21 protein-coding genes and 2 riboswitches are annotated in these 23088 nt (G+C 67.0%); of the genes, 13 read left to right on the plus strand and 8 right to left on the minus strand.

What is annotated here, in order from left to right; genetic code table 11:
* Positions 1-10: 10 nt before the first annotated feature.
* From hutI to ACFVTD_RS06995, 3 genes are all read left to right on the plus strand, one after another.
* Positions 11-1222 (plus strand): imidazolonepropionase, encoded by a 1212-nt coding sequence (hutI, locus tag ACFVTD_RS06985; protein ID WP_387560077.1) that lies wholly within the window; start codon positions 11-13, stop codon positions 1220-1222.
* 101 nt (positions 1223-1323) lie between these two features.
* Positions 1324-2112, plus strand: coding sequence for a DeoR/GlpR family DNA-binding transcription regulator (locus ACFVTD_RS06990; protein WP_387560080.1), 789 nt, complete (start codon positions 1324-1326; stop codon positions 2110-2112).
* Between the two features lie 65 nt (positions 2113-2177).
* Positions 2178-2957: a CPBP family intramembrane glutamic endopeptidase gene (locus ACFVTD_RS06995; protein ID WP_387560083.1), complete on the plus strand. Its 780-nt coding sequence runs from the start codon at positions 2178-2180 to the stop codon at positions 2955-2957.
* Positions 2958-3449: 492 nt separating this feature from the next.
* Here ACFVTD_RS06995 and ACFVTD_RS07000 read toward each other — a convergent pair whose 3' ends face one another.
* Together ACFVTD_RS07000 and ACFVTD_RS07005 are read right to left on the minus strand one after the other, a co-directional pair.
* The gene (locus ACFVTD_RS07000) at positions 3450-5132 is read right to left on the minus strand and encodes an HNH endonuclease (RefSeq protein ID WP_387560086.1); all 1683 of its coding nucleotides are present in this window, start codon (positions 5130-5132) and stop codon (positions 3450-3452) included.
* Positions 5133-5335: 203 nt separating this feature from the next.
* Entirely contained in the window at positions 5336-5974 is a 639-nt protein-coding gene (locus ACFVTD_RS07005) for a VOC family protein (RefSeq protein WP_141161063.1), read from the minus strand.
* A gap of 151 nt (positions 5975-6125) precedes the next feature.
* Positions 6126-6240, plus strand: a riboswitch (SAM riboswitch).
* A 44-nt stretch (positions 6241-6284) separates the two neighbouring features.
* On the opposite strand from ACFVTD_RS07005, the gene ACFVTD_RS07010 reads away from it, so the two are divergent.
* The 4 genes from ACFVTD_RS07010 to ACFVTD_RS07025 all read left to right on the plus strand — a co-directional run bounded on the left by ACFVTD_RS07010 (position 6285) and on the right by ACFVTD_RS07025 (position 11672).
* Positions 6285-7601, plus strand: coding sequence for a bifunctional o-acetylhomoserine/o-acetylserine sulfhydrylase (locus ACFVTD_RS07010; protein ID WP_387560089.1), 1317 nt, complete (start codon positions 6285-6287; stop codon positions 7599-7601).
* A gap of 122 nt (positions 7602-7723) precedes the next feature.
* Positions 7724-7839, plus strand: a riboswitch (SAM riboswitch).
* 12 nt (positions 7840-7851) lie between these two features.
* On the plus strand, positions 7852-8967 hold the full coding sequence (locus ACFVTD_RS07015; RefSeq protein WP_286403009.1) for a homoserine O-acetyltransferase: 1116 nt from the start codon (positions 7852-7854) through the stop codon (positions 8965-8967).
* Between the two features lie 178 nt (positions 8968-9145).
* A complete protein-coding gene (locus tag ACFVTD_RS07020; RefSeq protein ID WP_387560093.1) occupies positions 9146-10528 on the plus strand; it encodes an MFS transporter in 1383 nt (460 codons plus the stop codon).
* 7 nt (positions 10529-10535) lie between these two features.
* Positions 10536-11672, plus strand: a complete 1137-nt coding sequence (locus tag ACFVTD_RS07025) for a zinc-binding dehydrogenase (RefSeq protein ID WP_387560096.1) — start codon at positions 10536-10538, stop codon at positions 11670-11672.
* Between the two features lie 74 nt (positions 11673-11746).
* On the opposite strand, the gene ACFVTD_RS07030 is transcribed toward ACFVTD_RS07025, so the two are convergent.
* On the minus strand, positions 11747-12679 hold the full coding sequence (locus tag ACFVTD_RS07030; RefSeq protein WP_387560099.1) for a LysR family transcriptional regulator: 933 nt from the start codon (positions 12677-12679) through the stop codon (positions 11747-11749).
* 111 nt (positions 12680-12790) lie between these two features.
* Between ACFVTD_RS07030 and mmsB the strand changes: the two genes are divergently transcribed.
* On the plus strand, positions 12791-13708 hold the full coding sequence (mmsB, locus tag ACFVTD_RS07035) for a 3-hydroxyisobutyrate dehydrogenase (RefSeq protein WP_387560102.1): 918 nt from the start codon (positions 12791-12793) through the stop codon (positions 13706-13708).
* 34 nt (positions 13709-13742) lie between these two features.
* Entirely contained in the window at positions 13743-15227 is a 1485-nt protein-coding gene (locus ACFVTD_RS07040) for a CoA-acylating methylmalonate-semialdehyde dehydrogenase (RefSeq protein WP_387560105.1), read from the plus strand.
* A gap of 80 nt (positions 15228-15307) precedes the next feature.
* Here the strand turns inward: ACFVTD_RS07040 and ACFVTD_RS07045 are convergent, their stop codons facing one another.
* Together ACFVTD_RS07045 and ACFVTD_RS07050 are read right to left on the minus strand one after the other, a co-directional pair.
* Positions 15308-15868 carry a hypothetical protein gene (locus tag ACFVTD_RS07045; protein ID WP_387560108.1) on the minus strand — a complete coding sequence of 187 codons (561 nt, stop codon included), beginning with the start codon at positions 15866-15868 and terminating at the stop codon, positions 15308-15310.
* A 48-nt stretch (positions 15869-15916) separates the two neighbouring features.
* Positions 15917-16714 (minus strand): SGNH/GDSL hydrolase family protein, encoded by a 798-nt coding sequence (locus tag ACFVTD_RS07050; RefSeq protein ID WP_387560523.1) that lies wholly within the window; start codon positions 16712-16714, stop codon positions 15917-15919.
* A 149-nt stretch (positions 16715-16863) separates the two neighbouring features.
* On the opposite strand from ACFVTD_RS07050, the gene ACFVTD_RS07055 reads away from it, so the two are divergent.
* The gene (locus ACFVTD_RS07055) at positions 16864-17514 is read left to right on the plus strand and encodes an alpha/beta hydrolase (RefSeq protein WP_387560111.1); all 651 of its coding nucleotides are present in this window, start codon (positions 16864-16866) and stop codon (positions 17512-17514) included.
* A gap of 31 nt (positions 17515-17545) precedes the next feature.
* Here ACFVTD_RS07055 and ACFVTD_RS07060 read toward each other — a convergent pair whose 3' ends face one another.
* Positions 17546-17779: an RNA-binding S4 domain-containing protein gene (locus ACFVTD_RS07060; protein ID WP_387560114.1), complete on the minus strand. Its 234-nt coding sequence runs from the start codon at positions 17777-17779 to the stop codon at positions 17546-17548.
* Positions 17780-17811: 32 nt separating this feature from the next.
* Here ACFVTD_RS07060 and ACFVTD_RS07065 point away from each other — a divergent pair, with 32 nt between their 5' ends.
* The 3 genes from ACFVTD_RS07065 (at position 17812) to ACFVTD_RS07075 (ending at position 21356) form a co-directional block, all read left to right on the plus strand.
* Entirely contained in the window at positions 17812-18801 is a 990-nt protein-coding gene (locus ACFVTD_RS07065; RefSeq protein WP_387560117.1) for a DMT family transporter, read from the plus strand.
* A 129-nt stretch (positions 18802-18930) separates the two neighbouring features.
* The gene (locus ACFVTD_RS07070; RefSeq protein ID WP_387560120.1) at positions 18931-20316 is read left to right on the plus strand and encodes a glycine--tRNA ligase; all 1386 of its coding nucleotides are present in this window, start codon (positions 18931-18933) and stop codon (positions 20314-20316) included.
* 2 nt (positions 20317-20318) lie between these two features.
* Positions 20319-21356, plus strand: a complete 1038-nt coding sequence (locus ACFVTD_RS07075) for a GNAT family N-acetyltransferase (protein ID WP_387560123.1) — start codon at positions 20319-20321, stop codon at positions 21354-21356.
* Between the two features lie 67 nt (positions 21357-21423).
* On the opposite strand, the gene ACFVTD_RS07080 is transcribed toward ACFVTD_RS07075, so the two are convergent.
* Positions 21424-22248 carry a lysophospholipid acyltransferase family protein gene (locus tag ACFVTD_RS07080; RefSeq protein ID WP_387560126.1) on the minus strand — a complete coding sequence of 275 codons (825 nt, stop codon included), beginning with the start codon at positions 22246-22248 and terminating at the stop codon, positions 21424-21426.
* Positions 22249-22259: 11 nt separating this feature from the next.
* The gene (locus ACFVTD_RS07085; protein ID WP_387560129.1) at positions 22260-23042 is read right to left on the minus strand and encodes an alpha/beta hydrolase; all 783 of its coding nucleotides are present in this window, start codon (positions 23040-23042) and stop codon (positions 22260-22262) included.
* Positions 23043-23088: the final 46 nt, after the last annotated feature.

Genomic DNA, 23088 nt, shown 5'->3' on the forward strand with positions numbered 1-23088 from the left:
GAATGATTCCATGAGCACCTTGATCACCAATATCGCCGAGCTGATGACGCAGGACCTGGAACACCGGGTTCTGAAAGACGCGGCGGTGGTGGTCGAGGGTGAACGGATCTCCTGGATTGGTTCCACGGCCAATGCTCCGGCAGCTGATGACGCCGTCGACGCCGGCGGCCGGGCCATGCTGCCGGGGTGGGTGGACTCCCACAGCCACCTGCTGTTCGCCGGGGACCGCACGGCAGAATTCGAGGCGCGGATGGCGGGGGAGGCCTACGCTGCCGGTGGCATCGCCGTCACCATGAACGCCACGCGCGCCACGTCCGACTTCGACCTCACCCGACTGGCCATGGGGCGGGTGGCAGAGGCCGTATCGCAGGGCACCACGTACCTCGAAACCAAGACCGGCTACGGCCTTGATGTCGAACACGAGGCCCGGAGCGCGCGCATCGCCTCCACCATAGCGGACCAGGTCACCTACCTTGGCGCGCACCTGGTTCCAGCCGGGCAGGACCCGGAAGCGTATACCGACCTGGTCTGCGGGCCGATGCTCGCCGCGGTCCGCCCTTATGTCCAGTGGGCCGACGTCTTCTGCGAGGAGGGTGCGTTCAACTCCGAGCAGTCCCGCCGCGTGCTGGTGGCCTGCCGCGAGGCCGGTCTTGGCCTGCGGGTCCACGGCAACCAGCTCGGTGAAGGCCCCGGCGTGCAGCTCGCCGTGGAGCTGGGCGCTGCCAGTGTGGACCACGTGAACTACCTTGCCGCACAGGATGTGAAGGCCCTTGCTGCGTCCTGGTCCGGCTGGGATCCGGCTTTGGGAACGGGGGAGCGGGGCACTGTGGCCACGTGCCTTCCTGCCTGCGACCTCTCCACCCGCCAGCCGCTGGCACCTGCCCGTGAGCTCCTGGACGCGGGGGTGCAGGTGGCGCTGGCGTCCAACTGCAACCCGGGCACGTCGTACACCAGTTCCATGGCTTTTTGCGTGACAACGGCCGTCCTCCAGATGCGGCTGAGCGTGCACGAGGCTGTCCGGGCCGCCACCTACGGCGGCGCCCTTGCGTTGCACAAGGAAACCGGCCGGGATGCCGACGGCGAACGCGCCGTGGGATCGATCGCCGTCGGACACCGGGCCGACCTGCAGCTGCTGAACGCGCCGTCCGCCACGCATCTCGCTTACCGGCCCGGGATGCCATTGACGTACGCTGTGTGGCGGGCTGGAGTTCGGGAGCGTTAGCACGGCACCTGCTGTATGATTGTTCCTGATCTTTTCCGTATGGTTAGAATCAGGAAACGTCATCCCAATGCGGTGGCTGATGTATCGAAAGGCCCGCTTGCATGACGCGCACCGACCGGCTGACAGCGATTCTGGACCTGCTCGCCAGGACCGGCCAGGTAGAGGTCGATGAGATCGTCAGCACCCTCAACGTTTCCCCTGCCACGGCCCGGCGCGACCTGGACAGCCTTGCCAAGCGCCGCCTCCTGACGCGGACGCGCGGCGGTGCAACCACCGGCGCCCTGGCGTATGACCTGCCCGGACGTTACAACCGCGACGACCATGCCGAAGCAAAGGAGCAGATAGCGCAGTGCGCCGCTGCCCTGATCCGGCCGGGCGCCGTCATCGGCCTCTGCGGCGGCACCACCAGCACCGCGCTTGCGCAGATCCTGGCCACCCGCGAGGACCTGAATGCACCCTCCAACCAGCCGACGCTCACCGTCGTAACGAACGCCATCAACATTGCCGGCCAGTTGGCGGTCCGGCCCAACATCAAGGTGATGGTGACTGGTGGCATCCTCAACCCCCGGTCCTATGAGCTCGTGGGCCCTTACACGGACATCATCATGCAGAAGGTGGTGCTGGACATCGCCTTCATCGGTGTCAACGGCATCGATCCGGAGGTCGGACCCACCAATACAGGGGAGGGGGAGGCTTCCGTCAATGCCCTGCTGGCGTCCCGTGCCAGGGTTTCCTACGTCCTGGCTGATTCCTCCAAAGTCGGCGTGCGCGCTTTCGCCACGATGGACGGCTACGACTTCACCCGGCTGATCACCGATTCCGGGATCTCTGCGCGAGACAAGGCAGCCTTCGAAGCCAACGGCACGGAAGTGATCGTCGCACCTTCCTGATGCTTCGGGGAGGCTGGGGGGAGTTCCGTCAGGCAGGATCCAGAAACTGAAGGCAAGATGGGAACATGCTGGTTCCCTCCCGCCGTCGGCTGCGGCTCGAAGTCTGGATCGTCCTGGGACTGTCCCTGGGCCAGTCCGCTGTCTACTCCGTGGTGCAGCTACTCGACAAGATGACCCGCGCCCCGCTGGCCGAGGGCACGTCCACCCTGAACCGCTCGCAGAGCACACGCGAGTACTTCGACCTGACGTACCAGTTGCTGGACATCATTTTTGCGTTGGTGCCTGTGCTGCTGGTTCTCTATTTCCTCACCGACCAGCGCCAGGTTTCCCCCGGCGACGCACCCAACTCCGGTTCTGCATTCCGAAAGCTTGGGTTCAACTTCGCCCGGCCCGGGAAGGACCTGCTGCAAGGCCTGGGGCTGGCCGCGCTGATTGGGATACCGTCGTTGGGACTTTATGCGGCCGGCCGGGCGCTCGGCATCACCACCGCCATTATCCCCAGCGCCCTGGACGCATACTGGTGGACCGTTCCCGTCCTGATCCTCTCGGCGATGCGCCACGCGGTGCTCGAGGAAGTCATCGTGGTGGGGTACCTTCTGGACCGCTTCGGCAAGTTCGGCTGGAGTACGCCACTGGCTATCGCCGTGAGCTCTGTGCTGCGTGGCAGCTACCACCTTTACCAAGGCTTCGGTCCCTTCATTGGCAACGCCGTGATGGGGGTGGTCTTCGCTTGGCTCTACACCCGCACCAAGCGCGTCATGCCATTGGTCATCGCCCACGCGCTGCTGGACATTGTGGCATTCGTCGGCTTCAGCCTCTTCGGCAAGGCAGTGGGGCTGGGGTAGGGCCGCCGCGGCCTGCCAGTACCCGATTGAACGAGCGCTGGGCGGTAGGCCGGCCGGCGGTAGCCCTATTACGGGTTCTTGTTGATTCCAAGCGTGCCTTCGTGAAGTCTTGCAGCATGGGCGGGGGACTACGACACGGATTGGCCTTGGGGAGTGCGGTCTTGGCGTTGGCCGGATGTGTGCTCACCGGGCGATTGTGGAGCATTCACGAACAGACGTCGGACTGGGTTCTCTGGCCTCGAGAGGTTCCGTCCAAAGTCCAGTTTGCCGGGCGCGAGTACAACTGCGGCCCTGACCCAGAGCCCGCGCGCACTGATGTTTCCCTCCTGACGGTCCAAGGCAAAACCGCCGGTGGAACCGAAATCCTCGCCGCTCCCTCCTCCGATCAGGCCCGGGTATTCATCGTTGTGAGGACTGCCAAAAGATATGTTGCCTGCGGCCTGCTGGGCGGCCCCTAGCTCCGGACTCGGGCTGCGCGCTACTTTTCTGGCCTCACCTCAGGTGTAGCAGCAGCTGCCAGTCCGCCTGCGGGTCAGCGGGCAGATTGTAGAACCGTCCATGAAATTCATCCCAGAGGGGATCTGTGGGGCAAAGGTCGCCGGGGTCCGGTTCGTCCTCGCCTGGCGGTTCTTCGACGGGAGGATCAGGCCACAGTGGCATCGAGGCGAGAAGCTGCCGCCACAGCGCGTCCTCCGCTGGCGCGGAGGCTTCCAATTCAACCCCCGCCACAACGGCACCTCGAACAGCGTGCGCCGGCAGGATGCCGGGTGGCCAGTGGGTTGGTTCTGCGTCTTGTTGTTCTGGTTTGTAGTGCCTGCCGGTGGGTGAGGTCCAGCCGGGTGGTTCATTCTTGTTGGCCGGGCCGGGTGTCCATTGGCTGTGGTGTTTGAGTCGATGGTGTTTGGGGCAGAGCTGGGCGAGGTTGCTGACATCAGTGGTGCCGCCGTGTTCCCAGGCTTGGAGGTGGTCGGTGTCGTTGTCGGGGGTTTTGTTGGTGCAGCCGGGGAAGGTGCATTTGGTGTCGCGCATCCTGATCCAGTGTTTGATGGGGCCGGTGAGCCGGTAGTTTTTCCGGCCGATTTCCAGGGGTGTCCCGTCCCTTGGGTCGACCAGGACCCGGTAGAACGAGTCGGCGCCGCCGGCGACGAGTTTCCGTGCCATGGACGCCGGGATTGGTCCGAAACCATCCAGCATGGCTGGTTCGTCGGTGAGGCCGAGGAGGGCGAACACCGGCACGGTGACCAGGACATCGGCCCGCGGGGCAGGGACCTTCCCGATCCCTGTGACACCCTGGGTGCCCGGGGCGGTGCCGGTGGAACCCTCACCCGGCACCTGCCCGGCGCCGAGGAGCAGGGAGGCGGCGATGTCTGGGCGGAGTTGGGTGAGGGTGCGTTCTTCGTTGGGGCCTTGGAGGCCGCGGGCGGTGGCGGTGGTGCGGTTCCAGATCGCGCACGCGGTATCGCCGGGGAGGTAGAGGGAGAGCCAGGCCATGCCGTCCGTGTCGGGGGTGTATTCCATCCGACGGTCAGCGGCCCCTTTGGCGTGGCGTTTCTGGATTGATTCGGGGTGGTGGCGTTCCCGCCAGCTGCGGACCTTGGCCCGGAACCTGGACGGAACGAGGTCCCCCGGGGCGGCGCCCCGGGCGGGGTTTGGTGTGTCGGGGTCGAAGAAGTGCGCCACCAACGCGGCTGCACCACTCCCATCGAGGCCTTCGGTTTCGTCCGCGATGATGCGGGCGTGCTGCCAGGACATCGCCCCGGCGGCCAGGGCCCCGAAGGCCAGCGGGAGGGAACAGACCCGCCGTGACTGCTCCACCAACGCCCCCGCAGCCGCGGAGTTGATGGTCAGGACCCCGGCGATCTCCTCCACCACCGACATCCGCACATAAGTGCAGTCCGTAACGGAGGCATCCGGCGGCGTCATCGCCTCCTGGAACCCAACGGCCTCGGCAGCATCCCGTGCTTTCACCGCAGCCAGCTGTGCCTCCAGCCGGGCTGCAACCTCCAACCGTTCCAGCCGGATCTCATACCGCCGCTGCAACACATCAACACCGGAACCAACGGCGGTCAACGCAGCATCGTCCAGGTTCTGGTCCTCAAAAGTGAGCGCATCCAGGGCAGCAACAGAGGCACGAACACCCTCCAAAACCACCCCAACACCACCGCCGATTCCCATACCCACATCATCCAACGACCCACTGACATTCAAAGTGCTCGCGGCGCCGGCGCCTCATCACCGCGCGCAGGGGGAAGCCACTTAAATGGATTCGGCCGCCATTGGGTGGTGACGCCGTTGTCACCACCCAATGGCGGCCGAAGTTTGCCCGGGCGCAACCCGGGAACCTCCCCGAAGTGGTCCAGGGAGGAAAGGGGTGAGGGTCAGATGGTGACGGCTCCGTTGGCGGTCTCAAAGGTGACCGAGAGGATGCCCGGGGTACCGTGCGGGGCGACCCACTCCACGGCAACGTCCTCGAGCGGCTTCTCCACGGGCTCACCCAGCCACTCGGTGACGCGCGAGGCGGAACCGGCGATGGTCAGGCAGCTCATCTTGAGGTTGCTCTCGTAAGCGTGGGACGGGTGGAGGGAGGGGTCGCCCTCCCACTTGAGCATGTACGGCACCTGGGGATCGGCGATGAGGCCCAGGATCCCGATCTGCTTCCAGACCAGCTCGCGGCCGTCCGGGAACTTGCGATTGCCGTTCACGGCGGCGCGGCCCAGGCGTTCCTCGAAGGGGGCGAGGTCGTCCACTTCGACGCACCAGCCCATCCAGCCGCCACCGGCAGCGGAGCGGGCGCGGACAGCCTGCCCGAAGGGTGCCTTGTCCGACGCCGGGTGGTCCAGGACCTCGACAACTTCCAAGTACTTGTGGCCGGCCAGGGGGATGATCATATTCCGGGTTCCGAAGCGGGGGTGTACGCCACCCTTCACTGCCTCAACGCCGAGGGCAGTTGCAATTCGTTCGGTGGTGGCCGCGAGGCCGTCGTGTTCACAGGCGTAAGAGACGTGATCCATGCGCATGGCAACATCTTGGCACTTTGTGATGCGGCTCTCAGCTAAGGGTACCCTTACTGGATTTGCGCGCACTCAATGGCCATGGGGAGGCCGCCGAAAAGACCATGTTCGTCACAATCCTGTTCACGACAACAACGCTGTTCCTAGACTTGGCGCAGGTCATGAGTGCCAGCGCCAAGCCCCGGCTCGCTGGCCGGCAACCCTCCATCCGCGGTGGGGTGCCCCGGGTGAAGACCTGGCTGTCCGGCAAGAGCCGGCAGCAAGCGCGGCCCGCACTGCCGGTGAGCATGCCGGGCCCATGTCAAAGGAGATTTGGATGTCCAACGGTTGGTCCTTCGAAACCCGCCAGATCCACGCTGGCCAGGAAGTGGACAGTGCCGCGGGAGCCCGTGCCCTGCCCATCTACCAGACCACGTCCTTCGTGTTCCCAACAGCCGAGAGCGCGGCAAACCGCTTCGCACTGTCCGAACTCGCGCCCATCTACACCCGCATCGGCAACCCGACGCAGGACGCAGTGGAACAGCGGATCGCCAGCCTCGAAGGTGGTTTGGCAGCGCTGCTGCTGAGTTCCGGCCAGGCCGCTGAAACGTTCGCGGTCCTGAACATCGCGGAGGCCGGCGACCACATCGTGGCCAGCCCCAGCCTCTACGGCGGAACCTATAACCTGTTCGCCCACACCCTGAAAAAGTTCGGCATCTCCGTAACGTTCGTGGAGGACCCCGACAACTTGGACCAGTGGCGCAACGCAGTCCAGCCCAACACCAAGCTCTTCTTCGGTGAAGTGGTCTCCAACCCCCGCCAGGACGTCCTGGACATCGAGGGCATCTCCGAAGTCGCCCACCAGGCCGGCGTGCCCCTCATCGTGGACAACACCCTCTCCACCCCGTACCTCATCCGCCCGCTGGAGTGGGGCGCGGACATCGTGATCCATTCCGCCACCAAGTACCTGGGCGGCCACGGCACAGCCATCGCCGGCGTGATCGTCGATTCCGGCAAGTTCGATTTCAGCAAGGACCCGGAACGGTTCCCAGGCTTCAACACCCCGGATCCCACCTACAACGGGCTGGTCTACGCCCGCGATCTGGGAGCCGATGGAGCGCTGGGGGCCAACCTCTCCTACATCCTCAAGGCGCGGGTCCAGCTCCTGCGCGACCTGGGCTCGGCGGTCTCGCCCTTCAACGCCTTCCTGATTTCCCAGGGCCTGGAGACTTTGAGCCTGCGGGTGGAGCGCCACGTTGCCAACGCCACGGAAGTGGCGCGCTGGCTTGAGGCAAGGGACGACGTCGAATCGGTCGCCTATGCCGGGCTGCCGTCCAGCCCCTGGTACGAGCGTGGCCGCAAGTACGGGCCCAAGGGGACGGGCGCCGTCGTCGCCTTCAACCTGGCCGGCGGAGCGGAGGCGGGCAAACGCTTCGTCGACGCCCTGGAGCTGCACTCCCATGTGGCCAACATCGGCGACGTGCGCTCCCTGGTCATCCACCCGGCGTCGACCACCCACAGCCAGCTCTCCCCGGAGCAGCAGGCTGTGGCCGGGGTGCACCCGGGACTCGTCAGGCTTTCCGTGGGGCTGGAACACATCGACGACATCCTCGCCGACCTGGAAGCAGGCTTCAGGGCTGCGAAGAGCGCCTAGACGGGCAAAGTACGACGCCGGGCCTCCACTCGGGCGGTAAGGCGGGGCGGGCAGCAAGCCGGGAAGTCACAACCAGTCACACTCTTGGCCTGGACCGGGGAGTATTTCGTACACTCGATCCAGGTCATGAGTGCCAGTGACAGCCCCGGCGTGCTGGCCGGCAACCCTCCATCCGCGGTGGGGTGCCCCGGGTGAGGACCTGGCCTGCCGGTCAAATGACGGCGGGCAAGCGCGTAGAAGAGGTCTTGCCATGACGGTTACCGTCGCCCCAAAAACCATCCCCGAACACGGAATTGTCCGCTACGCCTCCATCGGGGGACTGGAACTCGAAGCCGGGGGATACCTCCCGGACGTCACCCTGGCCTACGAAACCTGGGGCACCCTCAACGCGGACGCCAGCAACGCCATCCTGATCGAGCATGCGCTGACCGGCAGCACGCACGTAACCCGTGGCGACACGGACGAAGAAGGCTGGTGGGAACAACTCGCGGGCCCCGGCGCCCCCGTGGACACCGACCGTTTCTTCGTGGTGTCCATCAACATTGTGGGCGGCTGCTACGGCTCCACAGGCCCCTCCTCTCCCGCCCCCGACGGATCGCCCTGGGGCTCCCGCTTCCCCCTGGTCACGCTGCGGGACAGCACCGAGGCGGAAGTCCGGCTCGCAGACCAGCTGGGAATCAAGAGCTGGTTCGCGGTCCTTGGCGGCTCCATGGGCGGCGCCCGCGCACTGGAATGGGCAGTGACGTACCCGGAAAGGGTGCAGCGCTGCGCCGTCATCGCCGTCGGGGCTGCCAGCACCGCAGAACAAATCGCCTTTGCCCAGGCCCAGACCCTGGCCATCCGGCAGGATCCAAACTTCAACGGCGGCGACTACTACGGCGGTCCCTGTCCTGAAGAGGGCCTGGCCCTTGCCCGGCGCATCGCCCACATCACCTACCGGTCCGCCGCCGAACTGGAAGGCCGCTTTGGCCGGTCAGCCCAGGCATCCGAGTCGCCCCTTCAGGGGGAAGTGCTCGCAGCCCGCGGCCGCTACCAGGTGGAAAGCTACCTGGACCACCAGGGCAACAAGCTCGTGAAGCGCTTTGACGCCAACAGCTACATCGCCCTGACCGAGGCACTGATGAGCCACGACGTCTGCCGGGGCCGGGGAACCCTGACCGAAGCGCTGGCGGCTGCTACTGCACGCTTCTTCGTGGCCGCCGTCGACTCCGACCGGCTCTACTTCCCGTCCCAGTCGCGGGAGCTGGCGCAGTCGCTGCCCGGCGACGTGGACGTCCACGTCATCCAGGCGCCCATCGGCCACGACGGGTTCCTCACCGAAATTGGGCAACTGGGGGCACAGCTGAGGAGCAGCTTCCTGGTCTAGGGGCATCCAGCAAACCGCCAGCAATGTGCATTAGTGCAGATGCCTTCTGCACTAATGGGCGTTGAGGTTGCACGGGCAGGCAGACCATACTCATCGAAGCCGGCTTTCGTGGTGTACATCACACGCGGCTGCCATCGACTGTCCCCGTGGTGTCGACGACGACGCCGAAGGAGTTCGCATGAGTACGGAACGCTCCGCCGCAAGGCTCACCGAAGAAACCGACGTCAAGGCATCAGGCCTGAAGAAAGTGGTGACCGCCTCCATGGCCGGCACCGTCGTGGAGTGGTACGAGTTCTTCCTCTACGCATCGGCCGCCACCCTGGTGTTCGGGAAGGCCTTCTTCCCCAACGCCGGGACCGAGCTGGACGGCATCATCGCCGCCTTCCTCACCTATGCCGTGGGTTTCGTGGCCCGTCCCATCGGCGGCATCGTGTTCGGCCACTTCGGCGACAAGTTCGGCCGCAAGCAGCTGCTGCAGCTGAGCATCGTGCTGGTGGGCGTCTCCACCTTCCTGATGGGCTGCCTGCCCACCTTCGCGCAGATCGGCTACTGGGCTCCGGCGCTGCTGGTCATCCTCCGGTTTGCGCAGGGCTTCGCTGTTGGCGGGGAATGGGGCGGCGCCGTCCTCCTCGTGGCAGAGCACAGCCCCAGCAAGTCACGCGGGTTCTGGGCCAGCTGGCCGCAGTCCGCCGTGCCGCTGGGCAACCTGCTGGCCACGGCCGTGCTGTTCGTCCTGTCCTCCACACTGACCCAGGACGCCTTCCTCGGATGGGGCTGGCGCGTTGCCTTCTGGCTGTCCGCGGTGATCGTCCTGATCGGCTACTACATTCGTACCAAGGTCAACGACGCGCCCATCTTCCTCGAGGCCCGCAAGGAAGTGGATGCCGGCCACAAGGGCTACGGCGTGGCCGAGGTCTTCCGCCGCTACCCGCGCGGCGTCTTCACCGCCATGGGCCTGCGCTTCGCGGAAAACATCCTGTACTACCTGGTGGTGACGTTCTCCATCACCTACCTCAAGACCGTGGTGCAGGCCGACACCACACGCATCCTCCTGCTGCTGCTCCTGGCCCATGCCGTCCACTTCGCCGTGGTGCCCATGATCGGCAAGCTCTCGGACCGTTTTGGCCGCAAGCCCGTCTACATGGCCGGCGCCATTATGGGGGCCACCTGGGGGTTCTTCGCGTTCCCCATGATGGATACGAAGAACGACTTCATCATCCTGGCCGCCATCATGATCGGCCTGGTGTTCCACGCCTTTATGTACGCCGGGCAGCCTGCCATCATGGCGGAAATGTTCCCCACCCGGATGCGCTACTCAGGCGTCTCCCTGGGCTACCAGGTGACCTCGATCGTGGCCGGCTCCCTGGCCCCGATCATCGCCGCTTCACTTTTGGGCACCTACAAGTCCTCGGTCCCGGTGGCCGTCTACCTGCTCATCGCCTGCGCCGTCACCGCCGTCGCGGTCTTCTTCCTGAAGGAGACCCGCGGCGTCTCACTCCACGACGTGGATGCAGCCGACGCCAAGGGCACCGCCGACCTGTTGGCCGCCAGCAGGAAGTAGGGATCCCATGAAAGCCGCCGTCCTGTACGCAACCGTCCCCGCCACTGGAAACGCCCCCGGTAAGAGCAGCTACGCCGATGCCCGGCCGCTGCTGGTGCAGGAGCTCGAGCAGCCGGAGCCCCGCGCCGGTGAGCTGGGGGTTGCCATCACCTATTCGAGCCTGTGCCATTCGGATCTCTCCGTGGTGGACGGCTCACGGGTCCGGCCGCTTCCCATGGCGTTGGGCCATGAGGCGGTGGGGCGCGTAGTGTCCGTTGGCCAGGGTGTAGAGGACGTGTCCGTGGGCGACCACGTGGTGCTGGTGTTTGTGCCCAGCTGTGGCCATTGCCGGGCCTGTCTGGCCGGGCGGCCCGCGCTTTGCCACCGGGCAGCAGAGGTCAACGGTTCGGGGGACCTGCTGCACGGGCCTGCCCTGTTGCGGACGCCGGAGGGGGAGCGCATCAACCACCACTTGGGCGTTTCCGCCTTCGCGGACTATGCAGTGGTTGCGCGGGAATCAGTGGTGGTAATTGACGACGACGTCCCGGACACGGTCGCGGCGATGTTTGGTTGCGCCGTGCTCACCGGAATGGGCGCGGTGTTCAACACGGCGGGAGTCAGCCAGGGGCAGCACGTGGCAGTGTTCGGCTTGGGGGCGGTGGGCCTTTCCGCCGTCATGGCGGCACGCCTGGCCGGAGCTGCCAGCGTGATCGCCATTGATCCGAACCAGGGCAAGCACCAGCTCGCGCTCGACGCCGGAGCCACCGCCGTGGGAACGTCGGAGGATGCCGGCCGGCTGATTGGGGAAGCTTCGGGCGACGGCGTGGATGTAGCCATTGAAGCGGTGGGTTCGGCCGCGGTGATCGCATCCTGCCTGGAGCGGGTCACCCGGGGCGGGGCAGTGGTCTCGGTGGGCCTGCCGCACCCGTCCGCCGAGTTGACCGTCCCGGCCCTCCAATTCGCCGGTGCCGGCAAGCGGCTGCTGGGCTCCTATATGGGTGACGCCGTTCCCGCCCGGGATATCCCGCAGTACCTCGGGTACTGGCGGGAGGGGAGGCTGCCGGTTGAGCTGCTGCACACCGACACGCGGCCACTGAGCGAGATCAACGAGGGCCTTGATGCGCTCGCGGCGGGGCAGGTGGTGCGGCGGCTCTTCCGGGCCTGAGCTGAATGCTTGGACCGCCGACCCTCACCATCGGCCCGAGCCGCCGGGCCGGCCTGAACCGCCGGCCCCGCTCCTCACCCGGCCAGCAGCACCGAGCGCTCCTTCACTTCGTCCTTCAGGGCCGCGATCACCGCCTGCACGCGGGCCGACCGGAGCGACTCCGGACGGGCAACGGCCCAGATGGGCAGCTGGCGCTCGAAGTCTCCTGGCAGGACGGGGAGGAAGTCGTCACGGTCCGCCACCATGAAGTTGGGCAGCAGTCCGATGCCCGCGCCCTGCCGCACCGCTTCCACCTGCGCGAACACGCTGGTGGCCTGGAAACTGGTCCTGGGCGTCGGAAGCTGCGATGACCAACGGGGCCCAAGCTCCGCCACCTGGAGTGCAGACTCCACGTACGAGACGAACGCGTGCTGCCCCACGTCGTCGAGCGTTTCCGGCAGGCCGTGCCGCGCGGCATAGCCGTGGCTGGCGTACAGGCGCAGGTAGTAGTTGCTCAGGAAGATGGTCTGGGCCGTGCTGACGTCGGCCCGGCCCACCACGATTTCCAGGTCCACGCCCGACCGGTTCTGGCTGACCTTCCTGGTGGCGCTCAGCATCTCGATGTTCAGCTGCGGGTTCTGCTGCTGGAGCCGCACCAGCGACGGGGTGACGAACACCGCTCCCACTCCGTCGGTGGTGGCGACGCGCACCAGCCCGGCCAGGGCACTCTGGTCCTGGCTGATCAGGCTCGACAGGGAGCCGAGCGTGTCTTCGATTGTCTCCGCCGCCGCCACCGCGGCTGCCCCGAGCTGCGTCAACTCCCAGCCGTGCGGGCTGCGTTCCAGGGTCCGGCCGCCCAGTTGCTTGTCCAGGGCCAGTATGCGGCGGGAAATGGTGGTGTGGGTGGTGCCCAGGGTTTCGGCCACCGCGTTGAACCGGCCCAGGCGCGCAACGGTCAGCAGGATGAGCAGGTCGTCGGGGCTGGGCAAGCGTCTCGAGTCCACGCGTGGCCTTCCTGGTGTGTGCATCAATGCACAGAGCGTCTGTGTTTTTTCCCCTTGATTGCACTCTAGCAGGGTGTGATCGTAGACACAGGCATGCCGGCAGCAACGCCGGAATGAAAGCAAAGGAGCTTACGCATGGCAGTTATCGGATGGATCGGCCTGGGCAACATGGGCGGCCACATGTCGGTGAACCTGGTGAAGGCCGGGCACGACGTGCGCGGCTTCGACCTCAACCCCGCGGCGCTGGCAGCTGCCGAGGCAGGTGGCGTCAAGCGCGCAGCCAGCATCGCCGAAGCAGTGGACGGCGCGGATGCCGTATTCACCATGCTGCCCAAGGGTGAACACGCCCGTGCCGTCTACCTCGGGGACGACGGCGTGCTGGCGCATGCGGGTACCCGGACGCTGCTCATCGACTCCTCCACCATTGACATTGCGTCCGCGCAGGAACTGCACGACGCCGCTGCCGCCGCCGGCTTCCGCTTCGTGGACGCCCCGGTGTCCGGCGGAATGAGCGGCGCGGAAGCAGGGACCCTGACCTTCATGGTCGGCGGAGAAGAAGGTGCCGTCAAAGACGCCTCGGACTACATCGGGCCCATGTCCGGAAACATCATTCCCACCGGCGGCCCCACCACCGGCCAGGCAGCCAAGATCTGCAACAACCTGATGCTCTTCATCAACCTTGCCTCCACCGCCGAGGGCGCAGTCCTGGCTGACCGGCTGGGCCTGGACAAGCAGGTCTTCTGGAACATCGCCTCGGTGTCCTCCGGGGACTCCTGGGCGCTGCGGACCTGGTACCCGGTCCCCGGCGTGGTGCCCACAGCGGCCTCCAACAACGACTTCGCACCCACCTTCACCACCGAGCTTGCCAACAAGGACATCGGCCTGGCCATCAGCGCCGCCGAGGACACCGGCACGCCCCTGGAGATCGGCAAGCACGTCCAGCAGCTGTTCCAGCGGCTCATCGACGCCGGCGACGCGGGCAAGGACTGCTCCATGATCATCAAGCTCGTGGACGGCTCCCTCCAGCCGGCCGACCAGGCACCATCCAACTAACCGCGCCGCCAGCACAGCAGGAAAAGAGACTCTCTTGGAAACCATCCCGCACTACATCAACGGCTCCCGCGTCACCGATGCCGACCGCTTCGGCCCGGTGTTCAACCCCGCCACCGGCCGGCAGGAGAAGCAGGTGGCGCTCGCCTCCGCAGCCCGGACAGAGGAAGCGATCGCCGCAGCCCGCGCCGCGCTGCCGGAATGGCGCGCAACCAGCCTGGCCCGACGGACCACCATCTTCTTCAAGGTCCGCGAAATCCTGACCCAGCGCAAGTCCGAACTCGCCGCGATCCTCACCAGCGAGCACGGCAAGGTCCTCTCCGACGCCGAAGGTGAAATCGCCCGCGGCCTGGAAAACATCGACTTCGCCACCGGCCTGTCCCACATGCTCAAGGGCGAACGCTCGGAGCAGGTCTCCAGCGGCATCGACGTCCACTCCGTCCGCCAGCCCGTGGGTGTGGTGGCGTGCATTACCCCGTTCAACTTCCCCGCCATGGTGCCGCTGTGGATGATCGGCAGCGCCCTGGCGTGCGGCAACACGGTGCTGCTGAAGCCCAGCGAGAAGGATCCGTCGGCCGCCGTCTTCATTGCAGAAGCCTTCGCCGAGGCGAGCCTGCCGGCCGGGGTCCTGAACGTGGTCCAGGGTGACAAGGAAGCCGTCGACGTGCTGCTCGAGCACCCCGATGTCAAGGCAGTCAGCTTCGTCGGGTCCACGCCCGTGGCCCAGTCGATCTACAAACGGGCCGCAGAGCACGGCAAGCGGGTGCAGGCCCTGGGCGGCGCCAAGAACCACATGGTGGTGCTTCCCGACGCCGACCTGGACATGGCCGCCGACGCTGCGGTGTCCGCCGCGTACGGGTCCGCCGGCGAACGCTGCATGGCCGTCAGCGTCCTGGTGGCAGTCGGAAACATCGCCGACGACCTGGTCAAGGCGATCTCCAGCCGTATGGCAGACCTAAAGATCGGGGCGGGCACCGACCCGGCCTCCCAGATGGGCCCCCTGATCACCGCGGAGCACCGCGAGCGGGTGGCATCCTACGTTTCCGGAGCAGAGGGCGAAGGAGCCACCGTGGTGGTGGACGGCCGCGCCCAGCAGTTCGACTCCGACGGGTTCTTCATCGGCGTCAGCCTGGTGGACCATGTCAAGCCGGGCATGAAGGTGTACGACGACGAGATCTTCGGCCCGGTCCTGTCCGTGGTCCGCGTCGACTCCTACAGCGACGCGGTGCAGCTTGTCAACGACAACCAGTTCGGCAACGGCACGGCCATATTCACCCGCGACGGCGGGGCGGCACGGCAGTTCGAGTTCGACGTCGAGGCAGGCATGGTGGGCGTCAACGTCCCCATCCCGGTCCCGGTGGGTACGTTCTCGTTCGGCGGCTGGAAGAACTCGCTGTTCGGCGACACCCACATGTACGGTCCCGACAGCATCCGCTTCTACACGCGCGGCAAGGTTGTCACCACCCGCTGGCCGGACCCGTCCACCTCCGTCATCGACCTGGGCTTCCCCCAGGTGGACTAGCACCTTGACCGGGCACGCGGGTTAAGAGACAGCAGGCCGGGGACCAATATTCGGTCCCCGGCCTGCTGCGTGTCGGTGTGCTAGCCATTCATGATGTCGCCACGGCGCTTCATGTACTCCTCCATGGACAACTCACCGTTGCTGTACTGCTGGTCCAGTTCCGCGAGCTTCCGCGCCCGGTACCCTTGGGGAGCTGCCGGCGGCGGGGGCGTGGCCGGCCCGGAGGACGGCTCGTGTCCCGGGTAGGGCGGCTGCTGCCCGAACGTCGGTTGCCGGGGCTGCTGCTGGAACGGCGGTTCCTGCCCGAAGTCCTGCGACCCAGCGCCGTAGCGGGGGTCCGCCATGGGCGGTTGCCCGTACTGGTAGGGCGGCTGCTGGCCGCCGAAAGGACCCTGCGGTTGGCCGAACTGGCGGAAACCGCCGGAGAAGTAATCCTGCTGGGTGTAGCCGTCACGCGGCTGGTTGCTCTGCGGCCCGGCGGACCCAGGGAACTGGCCGTAGCCCGGGAACTGGTTCGAGCCCGGGAACTGGCCGGGCAGGCCCTGATCCCGGTCCCGCCGCGCCATGGCGCGCCGGTATGCCCGCATCGCCATGGGGACAACGAAGGACAGGATGATAATCCAGAAAAACAAGCTGCTCACGGTGCCGCGCCTCTCGGGTGTTGTCCTTCCAGCGTAACCCCGGCAGCCCTAGCGGCGGCTGGGTTCGGAGGTGCCAAGCGGACCCTCGCCGGAGCCCAGTGGAACGCCAGGGCCAAAGACGGGACCCGGCGTCGGACGTTTTGCCGTGATGCCGTCGCCGGAGGACTGGTGGCGCAGGCGTCGCAGCACCCACGGTACGAAATACTCGCGCGCCCACACGAAGTCCCCGCTGCGTGCCTCGCGCCAGGTGCGCGGCGGCAGCGGCTTGGGCTGCAGCGGTTCCAGTGAATGTTCCACGTTCAGCGCGTCCAGCACCATGGCCGCGATGGTGTGGTGGCCCAGCGGGGAGAAGTGCAGGCGGTCCTGATCCCACATCTGCGGGTCGCTCAGCTGCCGCAGGGACCACATGTCCGCAATGACCGCGTCATGCCGCGCTGCCACCGTGCGGAGGTTCTCGTTGTAGATGGCCACCTTGCTGCGGATCCTGCCCAGCACCGACGACCCCGTGTCCGGCCCGTTGAACAGCACCACCGTGGCGCCGCCCATGGACAGGATCTGCACCACGGAATCGAGCTTCTCAGCCAAGGCATCGGGATCGCCGCCGGGGCGGATGAGGTCGTTGCCGCCGGCGGAGAGGGTCACCAGGTCCGGCTTCAATTCCAGGGCGGGGGCGAGCTGCTGGTCAACGATCTGCTGGAGCAACCTGCCGCGCACGGCGAGGTTGGCATAGGCGAAGTCCGGCTGGGTGCGGCCCAGTTCTTCGGCCACGCGGTCGGCCCAGCCACGGTGGCCACCGGGGCTTGAGGGTTCGGGGTCACCGATGCCCTCGGTGAAGGAATCGCCCATCGCCACGTACCGGGTCCAGGGATGGGAACCGGCGGGCGAAGGAGTAGTGGAATCGGCGCTTGCATCAGTCACGGTCCTATCCTGCCTTCCGCTCCTCTGCCTACGCGAACGTAGGTTGTTACTTTCCGGTAACTGTAAGAATGGAAACCATGACTGACGCCGAAGTATTTCCTGCCCCCGTTGTCCTGTGGTCCCATCCGGAAGACCAGCGCGCCGGCAAGCCGCTGCTGGTGCTGCTCCACGGTTACGGAGCCAACGAACAGGACCTGCTCAGCCTGGCCGACATGCTGCCCGGGGACTTCGCCGTCGCGTCCTTGCGGGCGCCCATCGCGATGGGCCCCGGCTTCACCTGGTTCCCGCTGACGGCCTCGATCGAGTACTCGCTGGACCGGGTCAAGAAGGCGTCCGCGTACGTGCTGGAATGGATCGACACCATCCGGGTGGGGCACCCGTCCGTCACCCTGCTGGGTTTCTCCATGGGAATGGCCATGGCCACCACGCTCCTCCGCCAGCGGCCCACGGACTTCGCCGCCGTCGTCGGACTCTCAGGGTTCGTGGTGGACGCCGCCGGGGACCCGTCCTTCAAGGACGGCGAGCTGGACGGAACCGTGCCCATGTTCTGGGGACGGGACCAGCAGGACCCGGTGATCACCCAGGACAAGATCGAATTCACCATGGGCTGGGTGCGCAAGCACGTCAAACTCACCAAGGTCCTCTACACCGGCATGTGGCACGGCATCAACCAGCAGGAAATCGGGCACGTGGGGGAGTTCCTCACGCATGAGGTGCTGAACAAATAGGACGGACGACGGCGGCGCGCCAGCCGTGCGGCTAGTCCGCGGCGGGTGCCACGACCCGCACGGTCTGGCCGTTAACGGTGACCTTGTCGCCGTTGTGCAGCTGCCGGCCCCGGCGGTCATCGATCTCGCCGTTGACCTTGACCAGCCCGTTCTTAATGAGCTCCGCCGCTTCCACCCCGTCCTCAACGAGGTTGGCCAGCTTCAGCAGCTGGCCGAGCCGGATCATGGTGTCGCGGATGGGGACGTCCTCGATGGGGTTGCTCATAGAGCAATAATGCCTGAACTAAGGTGGATTCAATGACCTCCCCTTCCCGCCTGCCGGCGCTTGCAGGCCTGCCCCTGGCCGTGGGTTCCGGCCTGGCCATCCCCGTCCAGGGCCGCATCAACGGCGCCCTGGGGGCACGCCTGGATGACGGAATCGCTGCGGCGGCCGTGAGTTTCAGCACAGGCCTGCTGGTCATGGTCATCATCTCCCTGGTGCTGCCACGCGGCAGGGCCGGCCTGGCCGCCATCATCCCGGCGGTCCGCCGCCGCGCGTTTCCCCGCATCTACGTGGTGGCCGGCGCCATCGGAGCCCTGTTCGTCTTTGCCCAGTCCTTCACCGTAGGCATCCTCGGCGTGGCCCTGTTCACCGTGGCCACCGTCACCGGGCAGACCGTCAGCGGCCTGCTGGTGGACCGGCTGGGCATAGGCCCGGCCGGGAAGAAGTCAGTAACCGCCATCCGCATCATCGGTTGCATCCTGACCATCGCCGCCGTGGCCTGGGCGGTCTCGCCGAGGTTCAGCAGCGGCGGTTCCGGGGACGGGGCGGCCGGGTTGCTGGTTCCCCTCCTGCTGCCGGTGGCGGCGGGATTCCTCATGAGCTTCCAGCAGGCCATGAACGGTACCGCCACCCTCCACTACGGCACTCCCATTGCCGCCACCCTGGTGAACTTCGTGGCCGGCTGCATCGTGCTGTGGACCGCGTTCGCCGTGAAGCTGGCCGTGGCCGGCCCCGCCAACCCGCTGCCGGGGGAGTGGTGGTACTACCTGGGCGGACCCATGGGCTGCATCTTCATCGGGCTGGGCGCCCTGCTGGTCCGCAGCCTGGGGGTACTGGTCACCGGCCTGGGCATGATCGCGGGCCAACTGCTCGGCTCGCTGGGCCTGGACCTTGCCCTGCCCGCCCCGGGAACCGTCGTCGCGCCGGCCACGGTCCTGGGAACCCTGCTCACCCTCGGCGCCATCATCCTGGCCACCCTGCCCTGGCCCCGGGGCGCGCTGCGCGGGCAGCGGCCGGTACGCTAGGACACAAGCTTTCCCACGATCTTCCTTCATCCGCCCCGACCCGTTGCCGCCGTGCCGCAGGCACATGGCAGCAGGGGCCCGACAACCCGCGGACCGCACCCAGCGGCCCTGTAGAAATTGGAGTTACCCATGGCAGCAAAATCCGTCCTCGACCAGGTCATTTCCCTCTCCAAACGGAGGGGCTTCGTGTTCCAGGCCGGTGAGATCTACGGCGGTTCGCGCTCTGCCTGGGACTACGGGCCCCTCGGAGCCGAGCTCAAGGAGAACATCAAGCGCCAGTGGTGGCAGTCCGTGGTCCGCGGCCGCGAGGACGTGGTGGGCCTGGACTCCTCGGTGATCCTGCCCCGCCAGGTCTGGGAAGCCTCCGGCCACGTAGAGGTCTTCTCCGATCCGCTGGTGGAATGCCTCTCCTGCCACAAGCGCTACCGGGCCGACCACCTCGAGGAAGAATACGAGGAAAAGAAGGGCAGGCCCGCCGAGAACGGACTGAAGGACATCGCCTGCGCCAACTGCGGAACCCGCGGCCAGTGGACCGAGCCGCAGGAGTTCTCCGGCCTGCTCAAGACCTACCTGGGACCGGTGGCCAGCGAGGAAGGCCTGCACTACCTGCGGCCCGAAACCGCGCAGGGCATCTTCGTGAACTTCAACAACGTGCTCACCACCTCCCGGAAGAAGCCGCCGTTCGGCATCGGCCAGATCGGCAAGTCCTTCCGCAACGAGATCACGCCCGGCAACTTCATCTTCCGCACCCGCGAGTTTGAGCAGATGGAAATGGAATTCTTCGTCGAGCCCGGCACGGATGAAGGGTGGCACCAGTACTGGATGAAGGAGCGCATGGCCTGGTACACCGGCCTGGGCATCCGCGAGGAGAATCTCCGCTTCTACGAGCACCCCAAGGAGAAGCTCAGCCACTACTCGAAGGGCACCACGGACATCGAGTACCGGTTCGGCTTCCAGGGTTCCGAGTGGGGCGAGCTGGAAGGCATCGCCAACCGCACCGACTTTGACCTGTCCACCCATGCCAAGGCCTCCGGCACGGACCTGAGCTACTTCAACCAGGCCACCAACGAGCGCTACACCCCGTACGTGATCGAGCCGGCCGCCGGCCTCACCCGTTCCTTCATGGCGTTCCTGGTGGACGCCTACACCGAGGACGAGGCCCCCAACGCCAAGGGCGGCGTGGACGTCCGCACCGTCCTGAAGCTGGACCCGCGCCTGGCCCCGGTCAAGGCCGCCGTGCTGCCGCTGAGCCGCAACGAAGCCCTGTCCCCGAAAGCCAAGGACCTCGGCGCCCAGCTGCGGAAGAACTGGAACATCGACTTCGACGACGCCGGCGCCATCGGCCGCCGCTACCGCCGCCAGGACGAGATCGGCACCCCGTTCTGCATCACTGTGGACTTCGACACCCTCGAGGACCAGGCCGTCACCATCCGCGAGCGGGACACCATGAGCCAGGAACGCGTCTCCCTGGACAAGGTGGAAGGCTACCTGGCGGCACGGCTGATCGGCGCCTGAGCGTGGCCATCGAATACCGCGAATGGCGGGACGGCGACGACCTCGCGCTGCTGGAAATCTGGGGCGGCCCCGAGACCGCCCAGGCCCGCCAGTTCCGTGGCGCCCTGGCCGTGTCCTCCAACGGAGGGAACGGCACGACGTGGCGCCGCTGCATCGTGGCCGAGGACGTCGTTGACGGCGTCGGGATCCCGGTCGCGGCCGGCGTCGTCTATGAAGCGTCCCTCCACCCGGAACGACTCTGGACCTACATCGAAGTCGCCAAGGACCACCGCCGCAGCGGCATCGGCGCCACCCTCCTGGCCATGCTGCGCCGCGAAGCCGGGCACGCGCCGTCGGGCGTTACCAAACTCCGCGCCAAGGTGGAACCGGGCACTCCCGGGGCCGCATTTGCCGAAGCGGCCGGCCTGGCACCCATCCAGCGTTCCCGGCTGGTCATCGTGGAGCCCGGCGCCCTGAGGCTGCCTGTCTTCCCGGACAAGGACCATGGCGGCCGCCCCATTGACGGTGAAAACGCCGGTTCCGACATCGTCATGGACCTGGCCACCGGCTCGGTGGAGCTGACGGACGTGGTGGGCCGGTACTACACCTCCATCCACGGCTGGGACTCACCCGGTGTGCTGTCCGTGGGCCAGGTGCAGAAGCTCTTCCTGGACGAGCTCACCGGGGCCCACGGCGCCATCGTGCTCCGGGCCCAGCCGGAATCGGCGTTCGGGCAGGGCGTGGCGCCCAGCAAGAAGGGCCGCATCCGGGCGTTCGCCGTCAGCTACGCAGCCCCTGCCGGCCCTGACGACGCACCGCAAACGGAAGCGGGCACGGGACCCGACACTCCCACGGACGTTTTCGTGGGGCACGAGCCGTCGCTTGATGCCGACGACGCGGCAGAGGCGGTCCGGGACATGCTTGCGCTGATCGCCTACCAGCACCCCGTCATGCTGGAACTGGACGATTCGATGACCGCCCTGCGTGCCGCCGTCGAACCCCTCCTGGCAGGCGGCAAGGCCCGCCTGGCCGGCGCCGAAACGCTGGTGGTCTCCGACTAGGGCATTGCCCACTGCAGTGCGCCACGCGCCGTTCCCGGACGGCGCGTGGCGCTGCAGTTTAAGCCGGCTACTTGGTGTGGGGAGCCCGACGGCGGCCCGCGGCGGCGTCGGCAGCGTCCAGCAGTTGCCGCTCGGCATCCGTGGGCGCCCCACCACCCAGCCGTGCCGGCATCCACCAGGCTCCAGGCTCCGGGCGGATCGGAAAGCCGGCGATGCAGCGGTCGATTCCCGCCTGCAGGGTGCCGCGCAGGGCTTCGGTTGCCGCTTCCACATCAACGTCGGCGGCATATACCACCGGTGCGTCCACCCGGACCCGGACCGGCGCCCGCCAGCTGCGGCGGAAGGAAAAGCCGTGCCCGCGGGTGAGGATGCGGTGGGCGCCCCAAATGGCTACCGGAATGACGGGAACGCCGGCCTCCGCGGCCATCCGGACAGCCCCCGTGCGGCATTCACGGACCGTGAAGCTCCTGCTGACCCCCGCCTCGGGAAACACGGCCAGGTATTCGCCCTCCCGCAGCCTGGCGACCGCAGCCGCGTAGGCGTCTGCGCGGCCCGTATATCCCACCACCACATGGCCGCTGGCGCTGATGGCCGGCCCGGCCAGCCAGTGGTCCGCTGCGCCCTGGTGCACCAGGAACCGCAACTGGGCGCGCGTATGGCGCCACAGGAGCAGTTCCAGCACGGCAAAGTCGACGTAGCCGAAGTGCGTCACGGCAAAGACTGCCCCTCCTCCACGGACCGCTTGCCGGGATGGCCCCTTCCGCGGTCCGGGGGCGGGCAGGTTCTCCACGCCCGTGGCACGAACGTCCAGCTGCAGGGTCCAGCGGAGGAGCTGCCCCGTGCGGACGATCAGCCGGTAGAAGCGGTCGTTGGGCGGCGGACGCCACGTCATAAGACCGGGCCCTAGAGGGTGACGTGGACGGAGGACTCGGGAAGCAGCTCCACGAACGCACGGGACGGCTGGACTCCGGCGCCCGTGCTGTCGGCGAAGGACTTAATGACAAACCCGGTGGCCAGGGTGTGCCATACGCGGACCTTCCGAAGCATGAAGTGCCCCACGCCCTTGAGTGAGACGTACTGCATGCTCGCCGCGTCCGCGGACGCCCGGCGGGCAAAGGCCAGCGACTGCGAGGGGCTGGTCATATGGTCGGTGGTGCCATGGATGATCAGCACCTTCCTGCCGGCGACCCTGTAGGCGGGGGTTTCCGGGCTCAGCCAAGGTGCCAGTGCTACCACGGCCTCCACCTGAGGATGGTCTGCCGCGCACATGGCGGTCAGGCCGCCCATGGAGTGGCCCAGCAGGAAGACGGGAACGCCCGGGTGGCGGTCCGCGATCTGCTGAAGGGCCCAGCGGGCATCCTGCAGCGGGGACATGTCCGGCCCGTTCCAGCCGCGGACGCTGTTGCGCAGGGACCACACCGCCAGCCCGTGCTTCCGGCCGGCTCGGTGCAGCTGCCTGGCGAACGGGACCATCCTGGCCGGGCTCAGGTGCCGGGCCTCCACCGGATCCCGGCTGTGGGCCTTGCCGCCGTGCAGGACCAGGACGACGCCCCGGGTGTTGCCGGATGCTTCAAGGACGCTCAGGACCGGCTGATGGGCGGTAACCTCAGGCGCCTGCCCGGTCTGAACACCGCCCTTCCCAGGTACTCCATTGCTGCCGCCCCCACGCCCACCACGGTTATCCATGCCAGGTTCCTCCCCATCCCGATGGTCCATTTATAAACCCTATGGC

Source organism: Pseudarthrobacter sp. NPDC058119 (genome assembly GCF_042884655.1).
GTDB lineage: Bacteria > Actinomycetota > Actinomycetes > Actinomycetales > Micrococcaceae > Arthrobacter.

Excerpts from the sequence above, each read along its gene's own strand:
- ACFVTD_RS07005 (WP_141161063.1), bottom strand. The coding sequence starts at position 5,974 with ATGCGCATGGATCACGTCTCTTACGCCTGTGAACACGACGGCCTCGCG.
- ACFVTD_RS07010 (WP_387560089.1), top strand. The coding sequence starts at position 6,285 with ATGTCCAACGGTTGGTCCTTCGAAACCCGCCAGATCCACGCTGGCCAG.
- ACFVTD_RS07085 (WP_387560129.1), bottom strand. The coding sequence starts at position 23,042 with ATGGATAACCGTGGTGGGCGTGGGGGCGGCAGCAATGGAGTACCTGGG.
- ACFVTD_RS07015 (WP_286403009.1), top strand. The coding sequence starts at position 7,852 with ATGACGGTTACCGTCGCCCCAAAAACCATCCCCGAACACGGAATTGTC.
- ACFVTD_RS06990 (WP_387560080.1), top strand. The coding sequence starts at position 1,324 with ATGACGCGCACCGACCGGCTGACAGCGATTCTGGACCTGCTCGCCAGG.
- ACFVTD_RS07060 (WP_387560114.1), bottom strand. The coding sequence starts at position 17,779 with ATGAGCAACCCCATCGAGGACGTCCCCATCCGCGACACCATGATCCGG.
- ACFVTD_RS07050 (WP_387560523.1), bottom strand. The coding sequence starts at position 16,714 with ATGGGCGATTCCTTCACCGAGGGCATCGGTGACCCCGAACCCTCAAGC.
- ACFVTD_RS07080 (WP_387560126.1), bottom strand. The coding sequence starts at position 22,248 with ATGACGTGGCGTCCGCCGCCCAACGACCGCTTCTACCGGCTGATCGTC.
- hutI (WP_387560077.1), top strand. The coding sequence starts at position 11 with ATGAGCACCTTGATCACCAATATCGCCGAGCTGATGACGCAGGACCTG.
- ACFVTD_RS07000 (WP_387560086.1), bottom strand. The coding sequence starts at position 5,132 with ATGGGAATCGGCGGTGGTGTTGGGGTGGTTTTGGAGGGTGTTCGTGCC.
- ACFVTD_RS07055 (WP_387560111.1), top strand. The coding sequence starts at position 16,864 with ATGACTGACGCCGAAGTATTTCCTGCCCCCGTTGTCCTGTGGTCCCAT.
- ACFVTD_RS07065 (WP_387560117.1), top strand. The coding sequence starts at position 17,812 with ATGACCTCCCCTTCCCGCCTGCCGGCGCTTGCAGGCCTGCCCCTGGCC.
- ACFVTD_RS07070 (WP_387560120.1), top strand. The coding sequence starts at position 18,931 with ATGGCAGCAAAATCCGTCCTCGACCAGGTCATTTCCCTCTCCAAACGG.
- ACFVTD_RS07020 (WP_387560093.1), top strand. The coding sequence starts at position 9,146 with ATGAGTACGGAACGCTCCGCCGCAAGGCTCACCGAAGAAACCGACGTC.
- mmsB (WP_387560102.1), top strand. The coding sequence starts at position 12,791 with ATGGCAGTTATCGGATGGATCGGCCTGGGCAACATGGGCGGCCACATG.
- ACFVTD_RS06995 (WP_387560083.1), top strand. The coding sequence starts at position 2,178 with ATGCTGGTTCCCTCCCGCCGTCGGCTGCGGCTCGAAGTCTGGATCGTC.
- ACFVTD_RS07030 (WP_387560099.1), bottom strand. The coding sequence starts at position 12,679 with ATGCACACACCAGGAAGGCCACGCGTGGACTCGAGACGCTTGCCCAGC.
- ACFVTD_RS07025 (WP_387560096.1), top strand. The coding sequence starts at position 10,536 with ATGAAAGCCGCCGTCCTGTACGCAACCGTCCCCGCCACTGGAAACGCC.